This window comes from Mycobacterium sp. 155, assembly GCF_000373905.1.
In the GTDB taxonomy this organism is placed as follows: Bacteria; Actinomycetota; Actinomycetes; order Mycobacteriales; family Mycobacteriaceae; genus Mycobacterium.
In genome coordinates, this window is sequence record NZ_KB892705.1 from 3,534,821 (window position 1) to 3,557,792 (window position 22,972).

At 66.8% G+C, this 22,972-nt stretch carries 17 protein-coding genes; 11 read left to right on the forward strand and 6 right to left on the reverse strand.

Features of this window, described 5'->3' with window-relative positions:
* Positions 1–297 precede the first annotated feature (297 nt).
* The 3 genes from B133_RS0116830 to B133_RS0116840 all read left to right on the forward strand — a co-directional run bounded on the left by B133_RS0116830 (position 298) and on the right by B133_RS0116840 (position 4,183).
* On the forward strand, positions 298–2,145 hold the full coding sequence (locus B133_RS0116830; protein ID WP_018602686.1) for an acyl-CoA dehydrogenase: 1,848 nt from the start codon (positions 298–300) through the stop codon (positions 2,143–2,145).
* 45 nt (positions 2,146–2,190) lie between these two features.
* Positions 2,191–2,832 carry a DUF1361 domain-containing protein gene (locus tag B133_RS0116835; RefSeq protein ID WP_018602687.1) on the forward strand — a complete coding sequence of 214 codons (642 nt, stop codon included), beginning with the start codon at positions 2,191–2,193 and terminating at the stop codon, positions 2,830–2,832.
* A 166-nt stretch (positions 2,833–2,998) separates the two neighbouring features.
* Entirely contained in the window at positions 2,999–4,183 is a 1,185-nt protein-coding gene (locus tag B133_RS0116840) for a PLP-dependent aspartate aminotransferase family protein (RefSeq protein WP_018602689.1), read from the forward strand.
* Between the two features lie 348 nt (positions 4,184–4,531).
* Here B133_RS0116840 and B133_RS0116845 read toward each other — a convergent pair whose 3' ends face one another.
* On the reverse strand, positions 4,532–5,833 hold the full coding sequence (locus B133_RS0116845) for an acetyl-CoA C-acetyltransferase (RefSeq protein WP_026256529.1): 1,302 nt from the start codon (positions 5,831–5,833) through the stop codon (positions 4,532–4,534).
* Positions 5,834–5,908: 75 nt separating this feature from the next.
* On the opposite strand from B133_RS0116845, the gene B133_RS0116850 reads away from it, so the two are divergent.
* From B133_RS0116850 to B133_RS0116860, 3 genes are read left to right on the forward strand one after another with little or no spacing between them, the layout of a single operon-like run.
* A complete protein-coding gene (locus B133_RS0116850) occupies positions 5,909–7,285 on the forward strand; it encodes a 3-oxoacyl-ACP reductase (RefSeq protein ID WP_018602692.1) in 1,377 nt (458 codons plus the stop codon).
* Positions 7,286–7,298: 13 nt separating this feature from the next.
* On the forward strand, positions 7,299–8,114 hold the full coding sequence (locus B133_RS0116855) for a MaoC/PaaZ C-terminal domain-containing protein (protein ID WP_051088134.1): 816 nt from the start codon (positions 7,299–7,301) through the stop codon (positions 8,112–8,114).
* A 36-nt stretch (positions 8,115–8,150) separates the two neighbouring features.
* Positions 8,151–9,239 carry a methyltransferase gene (locus B133_RS0116860; protein WP_026256530.1) on the forward strand — a complete coding sequence of 363 codons (1,089 nt, stop codon included), beginning with the start codon at positions 8,151–8,153 and terminating at the stop codon, positions 9,237–9,239.
* Here B133_RS0116860 and B133_RS0116865 read toward each other — a convergent pair.
* Complete coding sequence (locus tag B133_RS0116865) at positions 9,204–9,836, reverse strand: TetR/AcrR family transcriptional regulator (protein ID WP_018602698.1); 633 nt, start codon at positions 9,834–9,836, stop codon at positions 9,204–9,206. The two genes, B133_RS0116860 and B133_RS0116865, sit on opposite strands and share 36 nt — an antisense overlap.
* A 142-nt stretch (positions 9,837–9,978) precedes the next feature.
* A complete protein-coding gene (locus B133_RS0116870) occupies positions 9,979–11,115 on the reverse strand; it encodes a glycoside hydrolase family 3 N-terminal domain-containing protein (RefSeq protein ID WP_018602700.1) in 1,137 nt (378 codons plus the stop codon).
* A gap of 150 nt (positions 11,116–11,265) precedes the next feature.
* Between B133_RS0116870 and B133_RS23840 the strand changes: the two genes are divergently transcribed.
* Complete coding sequence (locus tag B133_RS23840) at positions 11,266–11,439, forward strand: DUF2613 domain-containing protein (RefSeq protein ID WP_018602702.1); 174 nt, start codon at positions 11,266–11,268, stop codon at positions 11,437–11,439.
* An 18-nt stretch (positions 11,440–11,457) separates the two neighbouring features.
* Positions 11,458–15,777 carry an alpha-(1->3)-arabinofuranosyltransferase gene (locus B133_RS22960; protein ID WP_232423370.1) on the forward strand — a complete coding sequence of 1,440 codons (4,320 nt, stop codon included), beginning with the start codon at positions 11,458–11,460 and terminating at the stop codon, positions 15,775–15,777.
* Here B133_RS22960 and B133_RS0116885 read toward each other — a convergent pair.
* Positions 15,711–16,649, reverse strand: coding sequence for a R2-like ligand-binding oxidase (locus tag B133_RS0116885; RefSeq protein ID WP_018602705.1), 939 nt, complete (start codon positions 16,647–16,649; stop codon positions 15,711–15,713). The genes B133_RS22960 and B133_RS0116885 overlap by 67 nt on opposite strands.
* A gap of 154 nt (positions 16,650–16,803) precedes the next feature.
* Here B133_RS0116885 and B133_RS0116890 point away from each other — a divergent pair, with 154 nt between their 5' ends.
* The gene (locus B133_RS0116890) at positions 16,804–17,121 is read left to right on the forward strand and encodes a GNAT family N-acetyltransferase (protein ID WP_026256531.1); all 318 of its coding nucleotides are present in this window, start codon (positions 16,804–16,806) and stop codon (positions 17,119–17,121) included.
* A gap of 19 nt (positions 17,122–17,140) precedes the next feature.
* On the opposite strand, the gene B133_RS0116895 is transcribed toward B133_RS0116890, so the two are convergent.
* Complete coding sequence (locus B133_RS0116895) at positions 17,141–18,265, reverse strand: acyltransferase (RefSeq protein WP_051088135.1); 1,125 nt, start codon at positions 18,263–18,265, stop codon at positions 17,141–17,143.
* 240 nt (positions 18,266–18,505) lie between these two features.
* On the opposite strand from B133_RS0116895, the gene B133_RS0116900 reads away from it, so the two are divergent.
* Complete coding sequence (locus tag B133_RS0116900; protein WP_026256532.1) at positions 18,506–19,702, forward strand: DUF3068 domain-containing protein; 1,197 nt, start codon at positions 18,506–18,508, stop codon at positions 19,700–19,702.
* Positions 19,703–19,719: 17 nt separating this feature from the next.
* Positions 19,720–21,381 carry a hypothetical protein gene (locus B133_RS0116905; protein ID WP_198291081.1) on the forward strand — a complete coding sequence of 554 codons (1,662 nt, stop codon included), beginning with the start codon at positions 19,720–19,722 and terminating at the stop codon, positions 21,379–21,381.
* A 398-nt stretch (positions 21,382–21,779) separates the two neighbouring features.
* Here B133_RS0116905 and B133_RS0116910 read toward each other — a convergent pair whose 3' ends face one another.
* Entirely contained in the window at positions 21,780–22,940 is a 1,161-nt protein-coding gene (locus B133_RS0116910; protein WP_018602713.1) for a glycosyltransferase family 4 protein, read from the reverse strand.
* Between the last annotated feature and the right edge of the window lie 32 nt (positions 22,941–22,972).

Below are 22,972 nucleotides of genomic sequence, written 5' to 3' on the forward strand. Positions count from 1 at the left end.
GACACGGGGGTACCGGACACGCCGGTTTTCGGGTGCCGGAGTGTCTGCTCGGCGGGAAACAGCCAAGGCCCAACGAGCGGTTCCGTGACAAGCTTCACATTTCGATAGAGGTGCAGGCCAGGAGGCCGCGATCGGTCGATAGTCAAGATCGATCAACCGCTGGGTTGATTAGCCGACGGAAATTGCTCGTGGTGGCTTTGCGTTGAAGTTACTGAACGGTATAGTTGATCTCAGTTACTGGTGGGTAACTTATCTGCGGTACCCAACCACAAGTGGCATTCTCATCGAGGAGGAACTGTGAGCCACTACAAGAGCAACGTCCGTGACCAGGTATTCAACCTGTTCGACGTCTTAGGTTTGGACAAGGCTCTCGGAGCAGGCGACTACACCGATCTGGACGCCGATACTGCCCGCGAGATGCTCAACGAGATGGCGCGCCTGGCCGAGGGCCCCATCGCCGATTCGTTCGCCGACGGTGACCGCAACCCGCCGGTGTTCGATACCAAGACCCACTCCGTGACACTGCCGGAGTCCTTCAAGAAATCAGTTCGCGCAGCGATCGACGGCGGCTGGGACAAGGTCGGCCTCGATCAGAAGTTGGGCGGCGTGCCCGCCCCCAAGGCGCTGCTGTGGGCCCTCAACGAGCACATCCTGGGCGCCAACCCGGCTGTGTGGATGTACGCCGGCGGTGCCGCTTTCGCGCAGATCTTCTACAACAACGCCACCGAAGAGCAGAAAAAGTGGGCCGTCCTCGCTTCAGAGCGGGGTTGGGGAGCCACCATGGTGCTCACCGAGCCTGATGCCGGTTCGGACGTGGGCGCCGGCCGCACGAAGGCCATCAAGCAGGACGACGGCTCGTGGCACATCGACGGTGTTAAGCGATTCATCACCTCGGCCGACTCCGACGACCTGTTCGAGAACATCTTCCACCTGGTGCTGGCCCGCCCGGAGGGCGCTGGCCCCGGCACCAAGGGTCTTTCGTTGTTCTTCGTGCCGAAGTTCCTTTTCGACTTCGAGACCGGCGAGCTGGGCGAGCGCAACGGCGTCTACGTCACCAACGTCGAGCACAAGATGGGCCTGAAGGTTTCGGCCACCTGTGAGCTGACCTTCGGCCAGCACGGCAAGCCTGCCAAGGGCTGGCTGGTCGGCGAGGTGCACAACGGCATCGCCCAGATGTTCGACGTCATCGAGCAGGCCCGCATGATGGTAGGCACCAAGGCCATCGCGACCCTGTCGACCGGTTACCTCAACGCGTTGGCATACGCCAAGGAGCGCGTGCAGGGCGCCGACCTCACCCAGATGATGGATAAGACCGCGCCGCGCGTCACCATCACGCACCACCCCGACGTCCGTCGCAGCCTGATGACCCAGAAGTCCTACGCCGAGGGCATGCGCGCGCTGTACCTGTACACCGCGACCTTCCAGGACAAGGACGTCGCCAAGGCATTGCACGGTATCGACGGCGAGCTGGCACACAAGGTCAACGACCTGCTGCTGCCGGTGGTCAAGGGCTTCGGTTCCGAGCAGGCCTACGCCAAGCTGACCGAGAGCCTGCAGACCCTGGGCGGCTCCGGCTTCCTGCAGGACTACCCGATCGAGCAGTACATCCGCGACGCCAAGATCGACTCGCTGTACGAGGGCACCACCGCCATCCAGGCGCAAGACTTCTTCTTCCGCAAGATCGTCCGAGACAAGGGCCAGGCGCTCGCATTTGTGGCCGGCGAGATCGAGCAGTTCATCAAGAACGAGTCGGGCAACGGCCGGCTGAAGACCGAGCGGGCTCTGCTGGCCACCGCGCTTGCCGACGTGCAGGGTATGGCCGCCAGTCTGACCGGCTACCTGATGGCCGCGCAGGAAGACCCCAAGAGCATCTACAAGGTGGGCCTCGGTTCGGTGCGCTTCCTGCTCTCGGTCGGCGACCTGCTGCTGGGCTGGCTGCTGCTGCGCCAGGCCGCAGTGGCTATCGAGAAGCTCGATGCCGGCGCCGGCCAGTCGATGGGGGCTGACGACCGACTCTTCTACGAAGGCAAGATCGCCACCGGGTCGTTCTTCGCGAAGAACATGCTGCCGCTGCTCACCAGCACCCGCCAGGTTATCGAGACCCTCGACAACGACGTGATGGAGCTGGACGAGGCGGCCTTCTAAAGGCGCATTTAGTCGCAGACGCCCCGGACCCGGCAAACTGGTCCGGTGACCGAAGCCCGTGGCATCCTGCTGGTCGTCTCGTTGATGGCGACGACCGCGCTGACTCTCGCCCTGGGGATCACCGACCCTGCCGCCCCACTGTCCTACCCCACCAAATTCCTGGTGTGGAACTTGATTCTGGCGTGGATCCCGATGATCTTCGCCGTCGCCTTCGACCTGGTGGAGCGACGGCTCTGGCTACTACCGCTGGGCCTCGGCTGGTTGGCATTCCTGCCGAACTCGCCCTATCTGGTCACCGATCTGGTGCACCTCGGCGAGGGCTACGAACTGTGGCGGCATGTGCTGCAGTACGGGTTCGCGGCCTGGACCGGCATCCTACTCGGTGTGGTGTCAATGCTGTTGGTGCACAAGCGAATCGAGCGTACTTTCGGCGGCGTCTGGGGCTGGTTGGTGGCGGTCCTTTCAGTGGGCCTGTGCGCGGTCGGCGTGGTGATCGGGCGGTTCCAGCGGTGGAACTCCTGGGACCTGGTGAGGCGGCCCGACGCGGTCGTTGCGGCAACGTTCGAGTGGGTGCGCTCACCGCTGTCCTACGTTCAGTCGACCGGGGTGGCAACGGCCGTCGCGGCGTTCTTCGGGCTGGCCTATCTGACCATTTGGGCGCTGAACGGTTTACAGTCCCGCGGTTGAGCGCGGTGCCGCCCGCCTAATGCGAGGTCGTCGTGCGATTCGGCTCGACGACGCATGCCTTAATGGCGCCCTGCCGATGAGCCCGACCGGCTAAATGCCATCCTCATAGGAGCGGGGCGGCGACCGAGTGTGGTCTCACCGACCCCAACGACACGGAAGGCCCGCAATGACTGACGACGATCGGCATGGACTCCGAACCCGCAGCGTGCACGCCGGCGACGTCCGCGATTCCCAGGGTGCTCTGCACTCACCGCTGTATGGGCATTCGACGTTCGGGTTCGACACGACCGCCGACCTGCTCGACGTCGTGGAAGGACGTCGCCCCGGCAATCTCTATACCCGCTATGGGCTCAACCCGACCGTACGGGCATTAGAGGCCAAACTTGCCAACCTCGAACACGCTGAGCAAGCCTTAGCGTTCTCCTCCGGGATGGCCGCAGAATCGGCGACGTTCCTCGCACATGTTGGTGCTGGCGAACACATCGTGTGCCTCGGTGATGTCTACGGCGGCACCTACGAGCTGCTCCAGACCAACCTTCCCCACCTCGGAATCGCCACAACGTTCCTGCGGGCTGACCAACGCGACCAACTCGCCGCGGCCATCACCGACAGCACCCGCATGGTGTACTTCGAGACCCCGACCAACCCACGGCTGCACGTGTTCGACATCGCCGCGGTCGCCGCGACCGCCAAGGCCGCCGGGGTGCTTACGGTCGTCGACAACACCTTCGCCACGCCGGTCAATCAGAATCCACTGCTGCTCGGCGCCGATCTGGTGGTTCACTCGGCCACCAAGTACTTGGGCGGGCATTCGGATCTGGTCGCCGGGACCGTCATGGGAGCTGCCGATCTCCTGGCTCCGATCAACCTGTGGCGCAAGAACCTCGGCCAAATGATCGCCCCCGAGGTCGCCTCGCTGCTAGCACGTTCACTGCGCAGTCTGCCCGTGCGGGTGCGGGCCCAAAATGAAACCGCCGCACAGATCGCAGCGCATCTCGTCGGGCACCCGCGAGTCGCCGAGGTCCGCTATCCCGGACTCGCGGACGCCGAGCAGGCCGCGATCGTCGCCAAGCAGATGAGCGGCCGCGGCGGCATGCTGAGCGTCATCCTTGACGCCGACGTCCAGCAGACCGCTTCCGTGGTCGACAAGCTACGACTGTTCTCGATCGCCCCGAGCCTGGGCGGGGTGGAAAGCCTGGTGACCCAACCGATCACCACGAGCCATCGCGACCTGACTCCCGAGGAACGCGCCGTAAGAGGCATCACCGACGGCATGATCCGCATGTCCATTGGCCTGGAAGACCCCGCCGACCTGATCGCCGACATAGACGACGCCCTCGCGACGTTGTAGGGCCCACGGAGACAAAAAAATAGGGCGGGTCCGGGAGGACATTTGGGGGCGTCTCAATCGGTCTCGCGCCGCCGGTCTTTCACCCCTTTGACCGACTCTTCGGATCAGTCACTCCCGAACCCGTCGTACGGTCGAGCCTACGCCTCAAGTACCCCTCAGACCAGAGGAAAATCGACCGGAATTCACACGCAGCTTTGAAGGTGGCCCCGTGTTGCCGTCGGGTCGGGGGGTCAGACGGCAACACGGAGCTACCCGTGTATCGATGCCCTCGCACAGGCCGTTACACACTTGCGAAAACAAACTTTTCGAATGTTCTTCGCCGAGCCCATCGAACCTGGTCAGGGGATGTCAGGCCTCCAGAATGGCCGCAACACCCTGGCCGCCGGCGGCACAAATCGAGATCAGACCGCGCACGGGCTGCCCGGTCTGCTGCTTCTTTTCAGCCAGCTGCTTGGCAAGTTGGGCGACGATACGCCCGCCGGTGGCGGCGAACGGGTGCCCGGCAGCCAGCGACGAACCGTTGACGTTGAGCTTGGACCGGTCGATGGTGCCCAGCGCGGTATCCAGGCCGAGGCGGCCCTTGCAATACTCGTCGGAATCCCAGGCCGCCAGGGTGGCCAGTACGACGGACGCGAACGCCTCGTGGATCTCGTAGAAATCGAAATCCTGCAGTGCCAGGCCGTTACGGGCCAGCAGGCGCGGCACAGCATAGGTGGGCGCCATCAGCAGGCCGTCGGGTCCGTTGACGTAGTCGACAGCCGCCATCTCACCGTCGACGAAGTAGGCCAGCGGCTCGTGGCCGTGAGCCTGTGCCCAATCATCGCTGGCCAGCAGCGCCACCGAGGCCCCGTCGGTGAGCGGGGTCGAGTTACCCGCGGTCATCGTGGCGTCGCCCAGCTTCACCCCGAACACCGGCTTGAGCTTGGCCAGCTTCTCCGGAGTCGAATCGGCACGCAGGTTGTTATCGCGGTACAGGCCGAGGAACGGCGTGACCAGGTCGTCGAAGAACCCGCTGTCGTAGGCGGCGGCCATGTTGCGGTGGCTGGCGGCGGCCAGTTCATCCTGGTCGACGCGCTTGATGCCCATTTCCTTGGCGGTCACCGCGGCGTGCTCACCCATCGATTTGCCGGTGCGCGGCTCGCTGTTGGCGGGAATCTCGACGCCGACAGCGGCCGGCAACTTGCCGACCAGTTTGAGCCGGTCGACGTTCGACTTGGCACGGCGCAGTCCGAGCAGAACCCGGCGCAGGTCGTCACCGAACGCGATCGGGGCGTCGGACGCGGTGTCCACGCCGCCGGTGGCCGCCGAATCGTACTGCCCCAGCGCGATGCTGTTGGCCGCGGCGATGGTCGCCTGCAGGCCCGTACCGCAGGCTTGCTGCACGTCGAACGCCGGCGTGTACGGCGACAGCGCGCTGCCCAGCACGCATTCGCGCATCAGGTTGAAGTCACGGCTGTGCTTGAGCACAGCCCCGCCGATCACCGCGCCGAGTCGCTCGCCGGCCAGGTCGAAACGGTCGATCAGCCCATCCAGGGCCGCGGTGAACATGTCCTGGTTGGAGGCGTTCGCGTAGGCACCGTCGGACCGCGCGAACGGGATCCTGTTGCCACCCAATACGGCAACGCGTCGCCGGGTCGTGTTGTTGGCCATCTGTTTGCCCTCCACTTTCGGGTTGTCCGGGGCCAATATTACCCACTGTTCTTACTCAGGAGTAAGTTCGTGTGTATGGCTACCGACCTGCTCTCTCAACTGGTGAACTCCGGGCCGGGATCCTTCCTGGCCAAGCAGCTGGGTGTACCCCAGCCCGAGGCCTTGCGCCGCTATCGGGCCGGGGATCCGCCGCTGGCCGGACCGCTGCTGATCGGCGGCTCCGCCGGCGGTGGCTCCGCCGGCGGTGGCCGCGTGGTTGAGCCCCTGCGCGCCGCCCTGGCCGAGGACTACGACATCGTCTCCAACAACATCGGCGGCCGCTGGGCCGACTCTTTCGGTGGCGTCGTTCTCGACGCCACCGGCATCACCGACGCCGCGGGCCTCAAAGAGCTATACAAGTTCTTCACCCCGGTGCTGCGCAACCTCGGCCTGTGCGCACGCATCGTCGTCGTCGGCACCACGCCGGAACAGGCCGCCAGCGTCCACGAGCACATCGCTCAGCGGGCACTGGAAGGCTTCACGCGGTCGCTGGGCAAGGAACTGCGCCGTGGCGCCACGATCGCTCTGGTGTACCTGGCAGCTGACGCCAGCCCCGCCGCGAGCGGTCTGGAGTCCACGATGCGGTTCATCCTGTCGGCGAAGTCCACCTACGTCGACGGGCAGGTGTTCCGGGTGGGCGCCGCCGATTCGACCGCGCCGGCCGACTGGGACAAGCCGTTGGACGGCAAGGTCGCCGTCGTGACGGGTGCGGCCCGGGGTATCGGCGCGACCATCGCCGAGGTGTTCGCACGCGACGGCGCTGCCGTGGTGGCGCTGGACGTACAGAGTGCCGCCGAGGATCTGGCGAAGGTCGCCGAAAAGGTCGGCGGGACGGCGCTGACCCTGGACGTCACCGCCGACGACGCCGTGGACAAGATCACCGCGCACGTCGCCGAACACCATGGCGGCAAGGTCGATGTGCTGGTCAACAACGCCGGCATCACCCGCGACAAGCTCCTGGCCAACATGGACGAGGACCGCTGGGATTCCGTTATCGCCGTGAACCTACTTGCCCCGCAACGGCTCACCGAAGGTCTGGTGGCAGCAGGGGTGCTGGGAGAAGGCGGCCGAGTGATCGGCCTGTCATCGATGGCCGGCATCGCCGGTAACCGCGGACAGACCAACTACGCGACCACCAAGGCCGGCATGATCGGGCTCACCGACGCACTGGCACCGGTGCTGGCCGAGAAGGGCATCACCATCAACGCGGTGGCCCCCGGATTCATCGAGACCAAGATGACCGAGGCGATTCCGCTCGCGACCCGCGAAGTGGGCCGGCGCCTCAACTCACTGTTCCAGGGCGGCCAGCCCGTCGACGTCGCCGAGCTGATCGCCTACTTCGCCAACCCGGCGTCGAATGCCGTGACCGGCAACACGATCCGGGTGTGCGGCCAGGCCATGCTGGGGGCGTGACCGCGTGAACAACATGCTCAGGGCCGTGGTGGGGGCGCTGCCGTTCGTCCCCCGCTCCGACACGCTGCCCACCCGCGCGATCACCGTCGACGACCTGGCCATCGACCCGGCCAACGTCGCGGAGTACGCGCAGGTGACCGGGCTGCGGTTCGGCGACACCCTGCCACTGACCTACCCGTTCACGCTGACCTTTCCTACCGTGATGTCACTGGTCACCGGATTCGATTTCCCGTTCTCCGCAATGGGTTCGGTGCACACCGAGAATCACATCACGCAGTACCGGCCAATCGCCGTCACCGACACCGTCAGTGCCACGGTCCACGCGGAGAACCTGCGCGAGCACCGGCGCGGATTGCTTGTCGATATCGTCACCGATCTCAAGGTCGGCAACGACCTGGCCTGGCATCAGGTGACGACGTTCCTGCACCAGCAGCGCACCAGCCTGTCCGACGAACCCAAGCCGCCGCCGCAGAAGCAGCCCAAGCTCGGGCCGCCGAACGCGGTCCTGCGCATCACCCCGGGACAGATCCGCCACTACGCCGCCGTCAGCGGGGATCACAACCCGATCCACACCAACCCGATCGCGGCCAAGTTGTTCGGTTTCCCCACCGTGATCGCCCACGGAATGTTCAGTGCCGCGGCAGTTCTGGCGAATATCGAGGGACAGCTGCCCGACGCGGTGAAGTATTCGGTGCGATTCGCCAAGCCGGTGATCCTGCCGGCCAACGCCGGGCTCTACGTGTCACGCGATGCCGATGGCTGGGAGCTGGTGCTACGCAACCTGTCGAAGGGCTACCCGCACCTCACGGGGACGGTGTCGGCCCTCTGAGTTCGTGACGCGGCAGTTTTTGTCTACAGTCTGGCGGTGACTTCCGCCAAAGTGCCCCCGGTAGGGCTGGTCCGCGCCGTCGACCGCATTCGTCATCATCTGCGCCTGTTGCATAGGCGGTCGGCGCCGCCACCGACTGTCCTGTTGGAGCTGATCCTCAACGCCTGGGTGGCCCAAGGCATCACCGCAGCTGTCCAGCTCGGTGTGGCCGACGCACTGGCCGGCGGCCCACTGCGGCCCGAGGAGCTGGCCCGCCGGGTCGGCGCCAACCCCGACACCCTCAACCGGCTGATGCGCGCGCTGGTCGGCGAGGGCATCTTTCGTCGCACCCGCGACGGACGTTACGCGCTCAACGCACTGGCCAACCCGCTGCGGACCGATGCCCCGGTGTCGATCGCCGGAATGGCACGGTTCGTCGGCGCTCCGGAACACCGCGAACACTGGAGCCGCCTCGGCGAGGCCGTACGCACCGGCGAAGCTGTCATCCCCAAGATGCGTGGCATGCAGGCGTTCGAGTACCTCAACTCCGAGCCCGAACTCGGGGTGATCTTCAACGACGCCATGACCAGCATCTCAGAGCTCGCGATCGCTCCTGTGGTGGCAGCTTTCGACTTCACCCCGTTCGCCACCATCGCCGATGTCGGCGGCGGCCACGGCCGGCTGCTCTCGGCCATCCTGCAGGCAACGCCGGCGGCCCGCGGCATCCTGTACGACCTCCCAGAAGTGGTCACGGGTGCGCCAAAGTTGTTGGCGAAGTATGGAACTGAGGACCGGGTGGAGATCATCCCCGGGTCGTTCTTCGAGAGCGCACCCTCGGGCGCGGACCTCTACATCCTGAAGAACATCATTCACGACTGGCCCGACGAGCAGGCCGTGTCGATTCTGCGCAACATCCGCGCCGCCGCCGGCCCCGACACCACCCTGCTGCTGGTGGAAGCTGTTATCCCCGAACATGATCGGGAATTCCTCGGCAAATGGATCGACATGGAGATGCTGATCGGAATCGCGGCCCGGGAGCGCACCGCGGCGGAGTACCGAAAGCTCTACCAGGAGGCCGGTTTCCGTCTCACGAACGTGGTGCCGACAGCGTCACCGTTCAGCCTGGTGCAGGGCCTCGTGGTCTGAGGCCTCGGACGGCTTGCCCTTGAGGCCGCGCCAGAACAGGTTGATCATCAGCTCGGCGGCCTCGTCCACATCGGCATCGCCCGAGCTGACGCGCGTGGCGATGGCCTCGCCGGCACCCACCAACGCCACCGCCATCATCTCGAAGTCGCTGTCCGGCGCAGGGTTACGCGTTCCCGTGCTGAGCAGCCTGGCCACCAGATCGATGATGCGTTCGCGGCCCTCCCGTACGGTGTGGGCGAACGCCTGCGAGCTGGTGGCCTGCGTGTAGAGCACCATCCACGACGCCCGATTGGCATCGATGTAGGTCAAGAATGCCAATACCGCACTGCGCAGCAGGTCCTTGGGGCTCTGGGTGAAATCGATCTGCCCGCGCACCACGTCGACGAACCGGGTCAGCTCCCGGTTCAAGCAGGCTCCGAACAGCTCCTCTTTGGACCCGTAGTAGAGGTACAGCATCGGCTTGGAAATCGCGGCCTGCGCGGCGATCGCGTCCATGGACGTCTCGTGATAGCCGTTGACCGAGAAGATCTGCACCGCGGCGTCGAGCATCTGCTGTTCTCGGACGGCACGCGGCAGCCGTTTGGTTCCACCTGCCATCCGATCAGGGTAACTGTCAGGCCATACGCTCTGTGCGCCGTTGCTCCATCCCACGGCACAGCCGCGGCCTCCGACGCGATCCCCGACTCGCCGAGCAGGCGGTGTACCGCGTCGGCGGCAACGTTCTGGAGATCGGTGGGGCTCAGCCCCCGCAGCGCACCGGGCCTTTGACCGCGGCGTTGCGCTGCAGCGATGCATTGATACTGTCCATCGACAGTTCGCCTGCCGCCACAGCCTTTTCGAGGCCATCCAACACCGAGGGCACTTCCTTGGTGGTGATCCACAGTGCGTTGTCGGCACCGGCCTGCAATGCCTTGAGCACCGCCGCGGACACGCCGTAGCGTTCGTTGATCGCGGCCATGCTGGACAGGTCATCGGTGTAGACCAGCCCGTTGAACGGCGGGCCACCGTAATTGCCGGACCGCAGCAGCTCGTAGGCCGGCGCGCTGAGGCTGGCCGGATCGGTTCCGGTCAGTCCCGGAACCTCCAGGTGCCCGACCATGACGGCAACCGGGGCCTCGGTGGTCAGCGTGCGATAGGGCACCAGATCGTTTTGCTGCAGGTCGGCCAGCGGAGGTGTCGTCACCGAATTGGTATGCGAGTCACCGGATCCGTGGCCGTGACCGGGAAAGTGCTTGAGTACCGGCAGAATTCCGGCATCGCGCAGGCCGCGGGCGTAGGCCCCGGCGTATTCGGTGACCTTGGCCGGGTCGTCACTGAAGGACCGGTCACCGATGACCGTGTCGTCCGGGGCGTCGGTGACGTCGACGACGGGGGCGAAGTCCACGGTGATACCCAGATCGTGCATCTTCTTGCCGCGCTCCAGCGCGATGCCGTACACCTCGTCGGAGGTCTGAGTCTGGGCCAGCACCCGCGGCGACGGCTGCTTGCCGATGATCGACGCGAGGCGCGACACCCGGCCGCCTTCCTCGTCGACGCTGACGGCGAGCGGCAACGGACCGGCCGCGGCTGCGATGTCTTTCAACGAACCGTCGGAAAGCATGGACAGGTCGGTCCAGCTGCCGATCATGATGCCGCCGACATGCTGTTCGGTCACGACTTGGCGGGCATCGTCGCCGTCGGTCACCCCGACGGTCAGCAACTGGGCCAGTTTGTCGCGGGTGGGCAGTGCCGTCAGATCGCAGCTCTGCGCGACCGGCGCTTTGGGCAGCGGCTTGCTGCTGCTCGCATGTTGGTGATCCGCTGGCGCCTGGGTCGATGGCGAACACGCCAGCAACAGTCCGGACAGCGCGACGAGCACACTCAGAACGCGGGGCATGTGTCCTGAGGGTAGTCACAACGGCCGCCTCGAACCGACCTCGGGCTCGACACCGCCGGTATGCACAGGCCCGGCGCACCACCGAAGAGGACGACCGGGCCGATACGAAGCTGTCCTACCTGGTGTGAGGGGCCGTGCTAGGTTGGCCGGGTGAACCGGTTCGTCGTCCCTTCCGCCGCCAGCATTGTGGTCGGCCTGTTGTTGGGCGCGGCCGCCGTGTTCGGTGTGACGCTGATGGTGCAACAGGACACGAAGCCTCCGCTGCAGGCGGGTGATCCGGCGTCGTCGGTGCTCAACCGGGTCGAGTACGGCGACCGTACTTAAAGCTCGGTCGTTCCGCTCCTGCACGCCGAACGTAGTCCCGCCGCGCCGCTGTCCCGGCGCTGGTTATGGCTGGTCGCCGCGGTCGCTCTCGTCCTGACTTTCGCGCAGTCGCCCGGGCAGATCTCCCCCGACACCAAGCTCGACCTGACCGCCAACCCGCTGCGGTTCTTGGCCCGCGCGTTCAACCTGTGGAACAGCGACCTGCCGTTCGGGCAGGCGCAGAACCAGGCTTACGGCTATCTGTTCCCGCACGGCACCTTCTTTCTCATCGGCCATGAGCTCGGGATCCCGGGCTGGATCACCCAGCGGTTGTGGTGGGCGCTGCTGCTGGTCGTCGGGTTCTGGGGCCTGCTGCGGGTCGCCGAGGCCCTGGGTATCGGCAGCACCAGCTCGCGGGTGCTCGGCGCGATCGCGTTCGCGTTGTGCCCGCGGGTGCTGACCACGCTGGGCGCGATCTCGTCGGAGACGCTGCCGATGATGCTGGCTCCGTGGGTCCTGCTGCCGGTGATCCTGGCCTTGGGCGGGACCGGAGGGGCGGGAGTAGGCCAGCGGGGACCGCACAATATCCGGTTGATGGCGGCCCGCTCAGCCGGGGCGGTCGCTCTGATGGGCGCGGTCAACGCCGTCGCGACCCTCACCGGATGCCTGGCCGCACTGATCTGGTGGGCCTGTCACCGGCCGAACAAGCTATGGCTGCGGTTCACCGCGTGGTGGTTCGGCTGCACGGCTCTGGCCATCACCTGGTGGGTGATCGCGCTAGTGATGTTGGGCCGGATCAGCCCGCCGTTCCTCGACTTCATCGAATCCTCCGGCGTCACCACGCAGTGGACCTCGCTGACCGAGATGCTGCGTGGCACCGACAGTTGGACGCCGTTCGTCGCACCCAGCGCCACCGCCGCAGCGTCGCTCGTAACCAGCACGGTCGCGGTGCTGGCCACCACGCTGGTGGCCGCGGCGGGCCTGGCCGGGCTGGCGCTGCGTTCGATGCCCGCCCGCGGCCGGCTGATCACCATGCTGCTGATCGGCATCGTGCTGCTGGGGCTGGGCTACTCCGGCGGCTTGGGCTCACCCATCGCGCATCAGGTGCAGGCCTTCCTCGACGGCTCCGGCACCCCGCTGCGCAACCTGCACAAACTCGAACCGGTGATCCGGTTGCCGCTGGCCCTTGGCCTGGCCCACCTGCTGGGCCGGATTCCGCTGCCAGGCACCGTCCCGCGCCCGGTGTGGGTGAGCGCGTACGCCCATCCGGAGCGGGACCGGCGGGTCGCGGTGAGCATCGTGGTGCTGGCCGCGCTCGCGGCGGGCACCGCGATCGCCTGGACCGGCCGCATCGCACCGCCGGGTACATTCAGCGCGATCCCGCAGTACTGGCACGACGCCGCCAACTGGCTCGACGAACACAACACCGAGCGCGGCCGCGTGCTGGTGGCGCCGGGTGCCCCGTTCGCCACCCAGGTTTGGGGCACCAGCCACGACGAACCGCTGCAGGTGCTGGGCAGCAGCCCGTGGGGTGTGCGTGACTCGATCCCACTGACCCCGCCGGAGACCATCAGGGCGCTCGATTCGGTGCAGCGTTTGTTCGCCGCCGGCCGACCCTCCGCGGGACTCGCCGATACCCTTGCCCGGCAAGGTATTTCATATGTCGTGGTGCGCAACGACCTGGATCCGGATACGTCGCGGTCGGCCCGCCCGGTGCTGGTGCACCGTTCTGTGGAAGGGTCCCGTGGGCTCACCAAAGTGGCCGAGTTCGGCGATCCGGTCGGACCTGGCACCCTGGAAGGGTTCATCGCCGACAGCGGGTTGCGGCCGCGTTACCCCGCGGTGCAGATCTACCGGGTCGACGGCGCCGCGGCGGCGGGCAAACCGTATCTGGTCAACCCCGACACCATGGCCCGCGTGGACGGCGCACCCGAGGCGCTGCTGCGTCTCGATGAACGCCGCCGCCTGTCCGGCCTGCCGCCACTCGGACCGATGCTCCTGACGGCCGACGCGCAGCGTGCCGGACTGCCCATCACCGTCGGCGGCCACGGCGTAGTCGTCACCGATACCCCGCAGGCCCGCGAGATCGACTACGGCCGGGTCGACGACCATGCCTCTGCAATCCGCACGCCCGACGATCAACGGCACACCTACAACCGGGTGCCGGACTACCCGTCCCGCGGGACCGACCCGGTGTACGGCCACTGGGACGGCGGGCGCGTGACGGTGTCGAGTTCGGCGGCGGATTCGACGGCCCTGCCCAACGTCGCTCCCGCGACGGGACCGGCCGCGGCGATCGATGCCGACCCGTCGACCGCGTGGGTGTCCAACGCCCTGCAGGCCGCCGTCGGCCAGTGGCTGCAGATCGATTTCGACCATCCGATCACCAACGCGACCCTGACCATCACCCCGAGTGCCACCGCCGTAGGCGCACAGGTCCGCCGCATCGAGGTGGCCACCGCGACCGGCACCAGCACGCTGCGGTTCGACACCGCGGGTAAGCCGCTGACCATACCGCTGCCGGTCGGGGAATCCCCGTGGGTGCGGGTCACCGCGGTGGCCACCGACGACGGCTCTCCGGGCGTGCAGTTCGGCATCACCGATCTGGCCGTCACTCAGTACGACGCATCCGGCTACGCCCACCCCATCAACCTGCGGCACACCGTGGAGGTACCCGCGCCGCCGCCGGGTTCGACTGTGGCGCAATGGGATCTGGGTACCGAGCTGCTGGGCCGGCCCGGATGCGCGGAAAGCCCCGTCGGGGTGCGATGCGCTGCGGCGATGGCGCTGGCCTCCGAGGAGCCGGTGAACCTCAGCCGCACGCTGACCGTTCCGGAGCCCACCAAGGTACGCCCGACGGTGTGGGTGCGGGCCCGCCAAGGCCCCAAGCTGGCCGATCTGGCCGCTCAACCGGGCACCACCCGAGCGTTTGGGGACGCCGATCCGATCGACGTGCTCGGCTCGTCATTCGCGGCCACCGACGGCGATCCCCGCACGTCGTGGACGGCTCCGCAGCGGGTGGTTCAGTTCAATGCGCCACCCACGCTGACGCTCAAGCTCCCTGCCGCGGCCGAAGTGGGTGCGCTGCGCATCGATCCGGGCGCGGCTGAGCCGCCGGCTCATCCGAAGCTGGTGTCGATCGACCTTGGCGACGGTCCGCAGGTGCACAAGCTGCCGGGGACCGGTGAACCGCAGACGCTCAAGCTCAAACCGCGGGTGACGGACACCATCACGGTCTCACTGCTGAGCTGGAACGACATCATCGACCGCACCTCACTCGGTTTCGATCAGCTCAAACCGCCTGGGCTGGCCGAGATTTCGGTGCTCGATACTCATGGCCAGCCGATCGGTGCCGCCGACGCCGCCACCAACCGTGCCCGCGTCGTCTCACTGCCGTGCGGGCAGGGTCCGATCATCGGTGTGGCAGGGCAGTTCATTCAGACCTCGGTCCGCACCACTGTCGCGGCGCTGCTCGACGGCGACCCGATCCCGGCCCAGCCGTGCCGCACTGATCCGATATCGCTGCCGGCCGGCCAGCAGGAGCTGCTCGTCAGCCCGGGGGCCGCATTCGTCGTCGACGGCATCGCGCTGTCCACGCTCAATGACCAACTACCCACGGCGACAACAACTCTCGCTGAGACACCGGAGTGGGGACCGGACCGTCGAGAGGTGCGGGTGGCGCCCACGTCGACCTCGCGGATCCTGGTGGTGCCCGAGAGCATCAACCCCGGCTGGATTGCCCGCGACGCGGCGGGGACCCGGCTCGAACCGGTAACCGTCAACGGATGGCAACAGGGCTGGGTGGTTCCGGCCGGAACCTCAGGCACGGTGACCTTGTCGTTCGACTCCAACCGGCCTTACCGGGCCGGTTTGATCGGCGGGCTGGCACTGCTGCCGCTGCTGGCACTGTTGGCGCTGCTGCCGGTGCGGCGCCGGTCCCCGGAACTGCCTGCGGCCCGGCCGTGGCAGCCCGGTCCGGTGCTCACGAGCCTGGGCGTGCTCGCGGTGGGCGCGGCGATTTCCGGGGTGCCGGGACTGCTCGTCGTCGCGGCCGCCCTAGGTGTGCGCTACTGGCTGCGCGACCATGAATCCTGGTGTGACCGAATCACACTCGGCTTGTCGGCGGGCGGGCTGATTCTCGCCGGGGCCGCCTTGTCGCAGAATCCGTGGCGCTCGGTCGACGGGTATGTGGGGCACTCACCGTGGGTGCAGTTGCTCGCGTTGATCTCGGTGGCATCCGTCGCGGCGTCGACGGTGGTGTTCCGGCCGCGCGGGTCAGGCGCTCAGGAGACTCAGGTCGATGCGAGCGCCGCGGCATCCTCGTCGGCGAAGGTGTCCTCCAATACCAGCGGTGAATAGTCGAGGTCGATCTCCTCGAGCGGGCGGCCGCGCGCACTGCTGATCGTGCCGAACCGGCGCATGCCCTTGTCTGCGGAGTACTGCATGAACTCGTCCTGGACCAGGCCGAAGGGAATGTCGGGGGCATAGAGGGCGAAGCCCTCCTCGGTGAGTCGCAATGCGAGCGGGATCAATTCATTCATCCGGGCTTCGAACACCGCCCAGTTGGCGTCGTCGGCGGCGACGTGTCTGCGGCACGTGAACGTGCCCCACGCCATGTGGCGCCGCTCGTCGTCACCTATCCTGCCGACCAGCTCCTGCATGCCCGGCAGGATGCCGCGATCAACGCAAATCTTGTGCCACGCATAGTATCCCGTGAGGGCCAACATGCCTTCGACGATGTGGTTGTAGGTCACCGATGCCCGCACCTGGGCGGCCGGTGACGGGTCGGTGTAGAGAGCGTCGAGGGAGGCCGGAAGCTCCTCGTAGAACATCTGTCGATATGCCGGCAGGTCATCGAAGTAGTTGTGCAGATCGTCGGTGATACCGACCGCGTCGAGCCACATTCGGAACACCTGCGTGTGCTTGGCCTCCTCGAAGGCGAACTGGGTCAGATACATCTCATCGCCAAGCCGTCCCTCGGCCCGCATCGCGCTCATGAACGGCTGGATGTCCTTGGTGACCGCCTCCTCGCCGGCGATGAACTCAGCGCACAGCCGAGTGGCGTATTCCCGTTCGCGATCAGTCAACGCCTCCCAGTCCGCCCGGTCGCGGGAGAAGTCGATGTCCGCTGGATTCCAGAACTTCGCATTCCCTCCGGCGAACAACCGCAACGGCACGCTGTCCCAGTTGAGACCGCCGCGGCTCAGTGAGCCGAAATGTGTGTGTGACATCTGGACCTCCTCAGATCCAGGCGGGATGACCAGTGGTCATATTACTGTGATGTGGCTCACAGTCAAAGGCCCGTCACCGTGATGCGGTCCTACCGAATTCAGATCGCGCGAGACAGCGCCGGCATGTCGGCGTCGCTGCGGCATAGTGAAGACCATGGCTGACGTTCGCAACATTTCGGAAAGGCACCAGTACGAGATCACCGTCGACGGCGAGCATGCCGGCCTCGAGGCCTACGTCGACGTCGGCGATCAGCGCGTCTTCTACCACACCGAGATCGACGAGAAGTTCGGCGGCCGCGGCCTGGCGGGCGAACTGGTTTCTGCGGCGCTGACCGACACCCGCGCGGCGGGCAAGCGCATCGTCGCCGTCTGCCCGTACGTCGTCAAGTACGTCACACAACATCACGACTTCGACGACATCCTCGACCCGGTCACCCCCGAGGCCATGGCCGCCGTCGAAGCCGCCGACTAGGCCTGCTACTGAACGGGCGTCAGCGCAGCGCCGGCTCCGGCTCCGGTTCTGGTTCATCGGTGATCGAGCTGTCCAGCGGCGGGACGGGACGCTGGCTTCGATACTCCCAACGCCGAAATGCCTCCCGGCACGGAAACTCCACCAGGGCGTAGCTGACGGCCGCGAGCGCGAAGCCGAAGGCCAACGTCAGCACCAGCACAGCAGGCATGCCGCCGTTGAACAGGAACTCGCCGATCATCGGAAACACCATCGCCAAAGCAGCCAGGTGCCACACGAACAACCCGTAGGACCAGCGGCCCAGCGTCACCATCACCCGGCTGCCGAGGATCCGGTGCGGTGTATCGGGCCGGTCCAACACCAGCGGGGCCAGTACCGCAGCAGCGACCACGGCGCCCATCGCCGTCTTCAACATCACCTGTTCGACCGATCCCGGTCGCAATCCCTCCAGCCCGGCCAGCGGCGATGCGGCGATCCCGAATGCCACCGCCGCGATCAGCGTCATGAGCACAGGACGCCGGCCCAGCCGGTGCGCCCAGCCGAACGGCGTGACGGTCAGCTCGGCCAGGACCATTCCCGCGGTGAACCACGAGAAGAACGCCGGCGGCCAGTTCCACGGGTTGAGCCCGGTGCTGCCGTCGAACGGGATCCACACCCAGGCCAGGCTGAGCAGGCCCATCGCGATGATGACCCCGATCCGGGCCCGCACCGGAACGCGCCGGGCCAACAACGCCAGCAGCGGCAGCACCAGATAGAAGGTGACCTCCACCGACAGGCTCCACATCTGGGTCAGCCCGGCCGTCAAGGTCAGCGGAACGTAGATCTGCGTCAGGCTCAGATTGGCCAGCCACACCGTGAAGTCGGCCTTGGCCTCTGGGAGCAGCAGCAGGATCACCACGACCGCCACCACGTATCCAGGCATGATCCGGACCAGCCGCGACCGCAGGTAATGACCCGTGCGGGGCCGCGGGCGCAATCCGCGGGCGGCGGCCGCATGACCGCGCCACAACAGGAAGCCCGACAGCGCGAAGAAAACCGCCACAGCCAGGTCGAACCGGCCGAAGATGCGCCCCATCACCCCGGTGGTGTGCCCCGTCTGGAATGCCACATGGGTCAGCACCACACCCATGGCGGCGCAGGCACGCATGCCCTCGACTGCCGGCAGGAAGCTCCTCGTCCCGCCGACCTCGAGGTTCGGGTCCGGATGCCGGTCCGATTGCCGGGTTGCCACGACGACCAGTGTGCCGGGACGGCGCAGGCACGCCAAACCCGAGGTGGACTGCCGCCACGAGATGTCCTTGTCGTAAGTGATGGCCTTAAATAGTGCTGTTAGGGTCGAACGGGTTTGCCTGGAGGACGAGTTGGCCCACACCAAAGGAGGCCCGGTTTGAACCGCGCTGTGGCGCTGCGTATCGCGGCGTGCGGACTCATGGGGCTGGGTGCAGCCCTGTTGATCGCCGCTCTGCTGCTGACGACCTACACCAAGGGCAAGATCGCCAAGATCCCGCTCAATCTGGACACCACTCTGGTCAGCGAAGGCACCGGGACCGCGTTCGACCCAGCCTCGTTGACGGCCGAGAAGTTCTCCGTGGATCGCAACGTGCCGGTGGCGATGCAACAGCAGATGAGCGTCGAAGCCCCGGCGAACGCCGATGTGGTGACCCTGCAAGTGGGCACGTCCCTGCGGCGGACCGACCGCCAGCAGGACACCGGCCTGCTGCTGGCGATGGTCGACACCGTCACCATGAACCGCAGCACAGCGTTGGCGGTGTCCTCGGACACCAACCCCGGCGGCTCCATCCAAAGGCCGCGCTCCATGGACGACCAAAAGCCGCCCACCACCGTCGCGCTGCCGCACGAGGGGCTGACCTACCGGTTCCCGTTCGACACCGCGAAGAAGACCTACCAGATGTTCGACCCGATCGCGCAGAAGGCGTTCGACGCGAACTATGACGGCGAAGAAGACGTCAACGGGCTGACCACCTATCGGTTCACCCAAAACGTCGGCTACGACGCCGACGGCAAGCTGGTCGAGCCGGTGAAGTACGCCTCGCTGTACGAAGACGACGTGGACAGCACCGTCAAGGCTCGCGCCTCGGTGTGGGGTGTGCCGGGCGAGCCGGACGAAGAGATCACGATGAATCGCTACTACGCCGCGCAGCGCACCTTCTGGGTGGATCCGGTGTCGGGCACCATCGTCAAGGCCACCGACCACGGCTACCAGTACTACGCCCGCGACGCCCTCAAGCCCGAGGTCACCTACGTCGACTACAAAGTCACCTCCAACGAGAGCACCATCGAGTCGCAGGTCGCGTCCGCCCGCGACGAACGCGACCGGGTTGCGCTGTGGTCCCGAGTCCTACCCATCACGTTCACCGCGCTGGGCCTGGTCATGATGATCGGCGGAGCGCTGCTGGCCTGGTTCGTGCTGCGCGCCGAGTCGACGCTGATCGACCCGGGCCTGGACAACGCCGACCACGGGTTCTTCGACACCCAGGGCATCCAAGTGCCCGGCGCCGAGGCCAAGACCGAAAAGCTGCCCGCACAGCGGCCCTCTGACCTGCCACCGGACCGACCAGCCTGATTTCGTCCCGGTTCTGGCTGCCGGCCTATTCGCTGGCGCTGTCGTTGTTGGTGACGGCGCCGGTGCTGGGGCCCGGCTATCTGCTGTTGCGTGACGCGGTGTCGACACCGCGCTCGTATCTGACCGATGCTGCACTGGGCCTGTCCGAGTCGGCCCCCCGCGCGGTTCCTCAGGACTTCTTCGTCGCGGTGATGTCGGCTGTGCTCAACGGCGGCGTAGTGGTCAAGGCATTGCTAGTGGCGGGCCTCTGGCTGGCGTCGTGGGGGGCCGCCCGGCTGGCCGCCGACGTCCTTCCCGACGCAGGCCGGGCCGGGCAATTCGTCGCCGCAACGCTGGCCGGGTGGAATCCGTACGTCGCTGAGCGACTACTGCAGGGCCACTGGAGTCTGCTGGTCGGCTACGGCTGCCTGCCGTGGGTCGCGGCCGCGGCGATACGGTTGCGCACCGGGTCCCGCACGCAAGGACGACAAAACAACTCCCGCACGCGAGGAGCGGCGTTCGCACTGGCGTTCTGGACCGCCGTGGCCGGGCTGACACCGACGGGTCTGATGCTGGCCATGGCGGTAGCGCTGACCTGCGTCGCGGTACCCGGTGACGGCTGGGGACGGGCCCGGCTCGCGGGATTGAGCGTGGTGGCCGCGGTGCTAGCCGCGACACCCTGGTTGACTGCGGCACTGGTGGGGGGTGCGGTGAACTCGTCGGCGTTGGCGGCGGAATCCTCGGCCGGGATCCACGCATTCGCCGCGCGTGCCGAACCCGGGCTGGGCACACTGGGCAGCCTGGCCGGGCTCGGCGGTATCTGGAACAGTGCAGCCACCCCTGCGTCGCGAGCCTCGTTGTTCGCATTGCCCGCCACGCTGGTACTGCTAGGGGTGGTGGCTGCGGGCCTGCCGGTCGTATTACGCAATCCCGCCAGACGTATGACGCTGCCACTACTGGTCTTGGCCGCTGTCGCTGTCGTCGGCCCGGCATTGACGGCGACTGGGCCCGGGATGGCATTCGTCGAGGCTGTGGTGCGAACGGTTCCCGGGCTGGGTGTGCTGCGCGACGGGCAGAAGTGGGTCGCCCTGGCCATGCCCGGGTATACGTTGGCGGCCGCGGCAGCTCCGATGACGATGCGCCGCCGGCTTTCCACGACCGCGACGGCTGCGGTGTGTTGTGCGGCATTGATCGCCGTGCTGCCCGACCTGGCGTGGGGCGTGGGCGGCCAGATGCGCGCCGTGCGCTATCCGGCCAGCTGGGCTACCGCCGCCACCCAGATCAATGCCGATCCTCGGCCGGTGGCCGTGCTCCCGCCCGACATCATGCGGCAATTCTCCTGGGCCGGGCCGGCACCGGTGCTCGACCCGCTGCCCCGTTGGCTGCGCGCCGAAGTCTTCAGCACCGGTGATCTGTCGATCGGCGGATACATCGTGCCGGGTGAGGGCGCCCGGGCACGCGCCGTGCAGGAGTTGCTGCTGTCCGGAGCGTCACCGCGGCAACTGGCCGACGCCGGTGTCGGCTGGGTGGTTCGTGAGACCGGCGGCGATGTCGCGGTGCAGCGGATCGGCGGGTCGGCGCCCGCGGCGGCGCATCGCGGCATCCTGATCGCTGCACACCTGGTCTGGCTGGGGTTGCTGATGGCTGCCGGGATCGGGTTGGCAGTGCAGACCGTGCGCAAGTCGTTTCGGCGCGGCTAGCGCATCCGGTGCAGTCACACCCACCACATCAGTCCCGGCTCGGAGAGCACAGGCGTTGCGCCCGACTGTTATCGACAAAGTCGCGGAAATCGCCTCAGCTGCAACGCTGTTCACTGCGGCACCGCGTGACAAACCTCACTGGACGCGCTAACAACGCCAGTCGCACCAGCAACAGAATATTCTGCGCCCGACTGTTATCGACTGTGTCGCTCGCAGCGCGGGCGCGTAACCAGTGAGACGAAAAGGGTCCTGTGATGCCAAATTGGCGCATGGGATTGGCTGGCGCGAAATGACTGATGCCTGTGGTGCCTATGTGACGATTTCGGCGACTTTGTCGCTAACAGGCGGGCTCACCCACTATGGTTTCCGCCCGGTGACAGATGTGACTGTTGTGAAACTTAGACCAGGCCGCTGATGTAACGCCCGTCGCGCACAGACTCCAGCACGGTGCGCATCGCCTCGGCACTCTGCGCCCAGGAGAATTCATCACTACGGGTCTGCGCCTTGCTGCCCAGCTGGACCCTCAGCACGCCATCGGCCAGCAGCCGGCCGAGTCCTTCGACGAGGCCGTCGCGGTCTTCGACCAGTAGCCCGGTCACTCCGTCGACGATCGAATCGGTCAGCCCGCCCGAGGCGCGGTAGCCGATGGTCGGCACGCCGTGCTGGGCGGCCTCGGTCACCGCCAGCCCCCAACCTTCCTTGCGGGACGGCAGTACATGCACCCAACTCTGTTGCAGCACATGATGTTTGGTCACATCGTCGACGTGGCCGTGGAACGTCACCGCGTCGCTGATGCCGAGTAACTCGGCGTGGTCGACCAGGCGCTGCCGCCACCAACCGTCGCCGAGGATGTCCAGGTGCAGGTCCGGGGTGCTGGCCCGCAGCGTCGCAACCGCTTCCAGCGCGTCCTCGATCTGCTTGTGCGGCACCAGCCGTGACAGCACCACCACCCGCGGTGTGTGCGAGCGCGGGAGTACGAGGCTTTGGGCCGGGGCTTCGTCAAGACCGTTGCGTACCACGGCGATTCGACCGGAATCCACACCGAGCTCGTTGAGGTCGCGGGCCGAGGGCAAAGACACCGTGACGTACTGGTTGTATCGGTGCAGTCGCGGCGACAACCGCGACTCGACGAACCATCCGACCCGGCCCATCACCGGACCCGCCACGGGCCACAACTCACGGTGGCAGTGGTGGACCAGCACCGCCACCCGCCGGCCGAACGCCAGCCGGGCCAGAAATGGCAGACCATTCTGGGTGTCGACGACGACATCAGGCCTCACGCGCCGCAGCGGCCCCAGACCGATGCGGGCCAGAACCATCGCCAGACCGGCCCAGATGTAGACCGTGTGGCGGCCGCCGGCACGGCTGATCCGCACGCCGTCGACGACTTCATCGCGGGCCGCACCCGGATACCGGGCCGTGCGCAGGGTGACATCGACTCCACGACCGGCCAGATACGCGCCAATACGTTGCACATAGGCCTCGCTGCCGCCGCCCTGCGGGTGGCCGGTATCGCGCCAGCACAGCAGCAGGACAGAACGGACAGGGCGGTCGGACATCGTGTCGAGGGTACCGGTGAGTAGTTTGGGCG